Raw genomic sequence first — 4,478 nt, forward strand, 5'->3', positions numbered from 1 at the left:
GGCCTCCCGCGCCCACCCTGTCGGCCCCGCCCGGCCTCGGCCCCCAGGAGGCCCGACGCCTGGCGGAGTTCCGGCAGCGGGCGGCCGAGGTCCTGGACGCCCTGCTGCCCGCGTCGATCGGGACCGTCGTACCGGCCGGCGACGACCCGGGGAGCTACCGGGCGCGGCGTGACGGCGTCGTGCACACCGTCCGCCTGTCGGTGCGCCCTGATCAGGGGAGCGCGGCACCCGCCTGCCGCGACATCCCGCAGAAGGGGCTGACCTGCGAGTCCGTCACCCTGGACGACGGCACGCCCGCGCAGGCCTACCGGCAGCTCACCGCGGGGCGGGGCACGGAGGTCTCCCTCCAGCACCGGTCCGGCGGCAGCACGGTGGCGCTGTCCGTCTCGCCCGCGCCGTCCGGGGCGGGCGGCACACCCGTCACCGCCGGGGACCTGGTCCGGGTCGCCCAGGACCCGCGGTTCCGGGAGCTGATCGCGTACGCCGACGCGGACCCGGTGGCGTGGAGCGGGGCCGCCTCGTGACGCGCCGCCGCACGACCGGCACCCTGCCGCCCGCGCACGGGGAGCCGGTGCGCGACGAGGACACGTTCCGGCTGCGCGTGCCACCGCCCCGCATCCCGGGGGACACCCGGGGCACCCGGGGCGGTCCGCCGTCCTCCGCCCGTCCCGGGCACGCTCCCGGGGCCCGTTCCCGGTCCGCGGTGCGGTCGCGGGTGCGGCGTCGGCAGCGGAACCGGCGGCGGGCCCTCTCGCTCGCCGTGCTGGCGCTCACGGCCGTGGCGGGCGCGGCGCTCGTCGTCAGCCGACCCTGGCAGTCCGGCGGCGGCCCGGTGGACGCCCCCCGGCCGCGCGGTGGCGGGGCCGGCCCGGGGGGGGGGGGCCGCGCCCCCGCCCCCCGCCCCCGGGGGGGGGGGCCGCGGCCCGCCCCCCCCCCCCCCGGCCCCGTCCCGTACGGCTCCGGCCGGTCCGGACAACGCGTCGGAGCCGCTGGAGGACGCCCCTCCGCCCACTCCCCCGTCGACTCCGACCCCGTCCCTGTCCGCTTCGGCCGGTTCGGAGGGCGGTACGGAGGAAGAGGAGGACCTCCCCCGGGCCGAGGACATCCCCGCCTCGGGGCCCGGCACGTTCACCGTGGCCCGGGCGGGCGTCACGTCGAAGGGCAAAGGCAGCGCCTACCGGGTCGAGGTGGAGAACGGCATCGGCGTCGACCCCGACCGGGCCGCCGCCGACATCGCCGACGTCCTCGCCGACCCGCGCGGCTGGAGCCACGGCGGCGAGCGCTCGTTCCGCCAGGTCGCGGACGGATCGGCCGGGCTGGTGATCCGGATCGCCACCCCGGCGACCACCGACCGGGAGTGCGGCGCGTACGGCCTGAACACGCGCGGCGAGGTCAACTGCCGGGGCGGCGAGAAGGTGATGGTCAACCTGAAGCGCTGGCAGCTCGGTTCACCGCAGTTCGACGGGCCGGTCTCCGAGTACCGGGCGCTGATCGTGAACCACGAGGTCGGCCACTGGCTGGGGCGCGGCCATGAGACCTGCCCGGGGAAGGGGCGTCCCGCGCCCGCGATGATGCAGCAGATCGACGGGCTGAAGGGCTGCGTCGCCAACGCCTGGCCGTACGACGCGAAGGGACGCTACCTGGGCGGCCCGAAGGTGCCGTGACACCCGCCGGCGCACCGGCCTCAGCGGGCGCGGTGCACGAGCCGCCCCGCGAGCACGGTCGCCACGCAGGGCCGGGGCCCTCCCCCGTACAGCGCCGCCTCCTCGGGCACGTCGAAGACCGCGAGGTCGGCGCGCCCGCCCACGGTCAGCGGGCCGTGGGCCGTACGGGCCAGATCGCCGCCCGCCGCGAAGGGGTCCAGGTCCGGCACCCCTTCGCGTACAAGCGGCGGCTCCCCAGGCAGGGCAGCGACCTGGACGACCAGGCCCGACCGGGCGACGGCCGTGCGCAGCGCCGGGTCGTCCGCGCCGAGGGGGCCCGCCAGATGCGTGGTGCCGTGGCGCAGCATCCGCTGGAGCCCGCGCCGCACGCTGCCGGCCCGCCGGGTCGTGTCCATCGTCGCCGCGAGCTGCTCGAACTCCTCGCCCCACAGCGGGAGTTCTCCCAGCTCGTCGGCCTCGCGGGGGTCGGGGTGGTAGCAGCGGGTGAGCAGTTCGGCGGCCCGGTCCTGGCGGAGTCCGGGGGTGAGGAGGCCGGGCCAGCGGCGGACCCTGGCGGTCGGGTGCGCGGCGACGACGTCCTCGTACGGCCCGAGGGCGGCGATCCGTTCGCCGTCCACCGCGACCGCCCCGTCCACGACGGCCGCCGCGCCCACCGGGAGGACCAGGGGCGCGGCATGAATCGTCAGCATGGGTACGTCAGTTGGCGTTGAGGAGCTTCAGCTCCGGGTGGGCGGTGCCGCCCTCGATCGCGGTGGACGAGATGTGCGAGACGACGCGCTCGTCGACGGGGTCGTTGGCCGGGTCGTCGTGCACGACGAGGTGCTCGTACGTCGTGGCGCGCTGGGCGGGGACGCGGTCCGCCTTGCGGATCAGGTCGATGATCTCCAGCCGGTTGGAGCGGTGCTTGGCGCCGGCCGAGGAGACGACGTTCTCCTCCAGCATGATCGAGCCGAGGTCGTCCGCGCCGTAGTGCAGTGACAGCTGGCCGACCTCCTTGCCGGTGGTGAGCCAGGAGCCCTGGATGTGGGCGACGTTGTCGAGGAAGAGCCGGGCGATGGAGATCATCCGCAGGTACTCGAAGAGCGTGGCCTGCGTGCGGCCCTTCAGCTTGTTGTTCTCCGGCTGGTAGGTGTACGGGATGAAGGCGCGGAAGCCGCCCGTGCGGTCCTGGACGTCCCGGATCATCTTCAGGTGCTCGATGCGCTCGGCGTTGGTCTCGCCGGTGCCCATCAGCATGGTGGAGGTCGACTCGACGCCGAGGCCGTGCGCGATCTCCATGATCTCCAGCCAGCGCTCGCCGGACTCCTTGAGCGGGGCGATGGCGGTGCGCGGCCGGGCGGGCAGCAGCTCGGCGCCCGCGCCCGCGAAGGAGTCGAGCCCGGCGGCGTGGATCCGGCTGATGGCCTCCTCGGCGGAGACCTTGGAGATCCGGGCCATGTGCTCGATCTCGGAGGCGCCGAGCGAGTGGATGACCAGCTGCGGGTACGCCTTCTTGATCGCGGAGAAGTGCTCCTCGTAGTACTCCACGCCGAAGTCCGGGTGGTGGCCGCCCTGGAACATGATCTGGGTGCCGCCCAGCTCCACGGTCTCCGCGCAGCGGCGCAGGATGTCGTCGAGGTCGCGGGTCCAGCCCTTGTCCGTGGCCTTGGGCGGGGCGTAGAAGGCGCAGAACTTGCAGGCCGTCACGCACACGTTGGTGTAGTTGATGTTGCGCTCGATGATGTACGTCGCGATGTGCTCCGTACCGGCGTAGCGGCGGCGGCGTACGGCGTCGGCGGCGGCGCCCAGCGCGTGCAGCGGCGCGGACCGGTAGAGGTCGAGCGCCTCCTCCGGGGTGATCCGCCCGCCTTCGGCGGCTCGGTCGAGGACGGGCTGAAGGTCGGCCTTCTCGGTCACCGGGCTGTCACCTTTCGGCGGTTTTTTGAGGATCCACGGACCGATCCAGCGTACGCCAGCCCCTTGCGCGATCAGTCGCCGGACCGGGTGAGCTTCCCGTACGGGAGCCCCGCGGCGCGTTCCTTCGAGCGGTAGTCCAGGGTGCCGTCCTCGGCGAGCCGGAAGACCAGGTCGGCCTCGGTGCTGGTGCACAGGCCGGGGGTGCTGAGGCGGTCCGGATCGGTGGCCTCGCGGATGTTCAGCTCCTTCGCGGTGCCGGAGGCGAGGGTGCCGACGCTGTTGCAGGTGACGGTGATGCCGAGCTGGGAGATGGTCGTGCTCATCCGGACGACCCGCTCGCCGCGCTTGCCCTCGGTGAAGACGGCGGTGAGCGTGCCGTGGGGCTGGCCGGTCGTCTTCTCGGTGACCGGGCCCTCCCAGGTCCCGACGTACGCCTTCGGCAGCACGGCCACCGGGGCCTCGCTCGCGTCAGCGCCGGATTCGGTGGGCGTCGGCTTCTCCCCGGCCGGTGGGGAGGCGGACCTCGACGGGGTCGCGGTGGCGTCGCTGCCCCGGTCCCGGTCGGCGCCGCCGCCCGGGAAGAGGCCGTCGAGCAGCCCCGTGCCGAGGGTGACGACGGCGAGCGCGCCCGCCACGGCCAGGGCGACGGTGCAGCTGACCCGGCGGCTGCGGCGCTCGCCGGAGGTCTGCCGGTTCTCGGCGCTGACGGAGAGGGAGAGGCGGGGGTCACCGGCGCGCTGCCCCGGCAGCCCGCTCGCGCCGTGTCCGCCGTGTGCGCCGTCGCCGCCCTGCCGGTAGGTCCCGGCGTGCGCCGGGGGCGGGGGTGCGGTGGGGGTATAGTATGGGCCGGTCGTGTCGGGATATCACCGGGTGGTAGCCGCCGGAACCGACGGCCGTCGTGTGCCCGGCGTACGCGAG

At 75.1% G+C, this 4,478-nt stretch carries 2 protein-coding genes and 3 pseudogenes; 2 read left to right on the top strand and 3 right to left on the bottom strand.

The annotated features are described in order from the left end of the window. Both JS521_RS34070 and JS521_RS37605 read left to right on the top strand, forming a co-directional pair. Window positions 1–524: pseudogene (locus JS521_RS34070) on the top strand (hypothetical protein); the annotation flags it as partial. Continuing rightward, window positions 521–1,664: pseudogene (locus tag JS521_RS37605) on the top strand (DUF3152 domain-containing protein). The pseudogenes JS521_RS34070 and JS521_RS37605, both read left to right, overlap by 4 nt. A gap of 20 nt (window positions 1,665–1,684) precedes the next feature. Here JS521_RS37605 and JS521_RS34080 read toward each other — a convergent pair. The 3 genes and pseudogenes from JS521_RS34080 to JS521_RS34090 form a co-directional block, all read right to left on the bottom strand. After that, window positions 1,685–2,353, bottom strand: a complete 669-nt coding sequence (locus JS521_RS34080; protein ID WP_205086749.1) for an imidazolonepropionase-like domain-containing protein — start codon at window positions 2,351–2,353, stop codon at window positions 1,685–1,687. Window positions 2,354–2,360: 7 nt separating this feature from the next. After that, window positions 2,361–3,560 (bottom strand): cyclic dehypoxanthinyl futalosine synthase, encoded by a 1,200-nt coding sequence (mqnC, locus tag JS521_RS34085; protein ID WP_205086750.1) that lies wholly within the window; start codon window positions 3,558–3,560, stop codon window positions 2,361–2,363. Window positions 3,561–3,631: 71 nt separating this feature from the next. After that, window positions 3,632–4,390: pseudogene (locus tag JS521_RS34090) on the bottom strand (serine/threonine protein kinase); the annotation flags it as partial. Window positions 4,391–4,478: the final 88 nt, after the last annotated feature.

Origin of the sequence: Streptomyces durocortorensis (assembly GCF_016901035.1) — a bacterium.
Taxonomy (GTDB): Bacteria; Actinomycetota; Actinomycetes; order Streptomycetales; family Streptomycetaceae; genus Streptomyces; species Streptomyces durocortorensis.

Excerpts from the sequence above, each read along its gene's own strand:
- JS521_RS34080 (WP_205086749.1), bottom strand. The coding sequence starts at position 2,353 with ATGCTGACGATTCATGCCGCGCCCCTGGTCCTCCCGGTGGGCGCGGCG.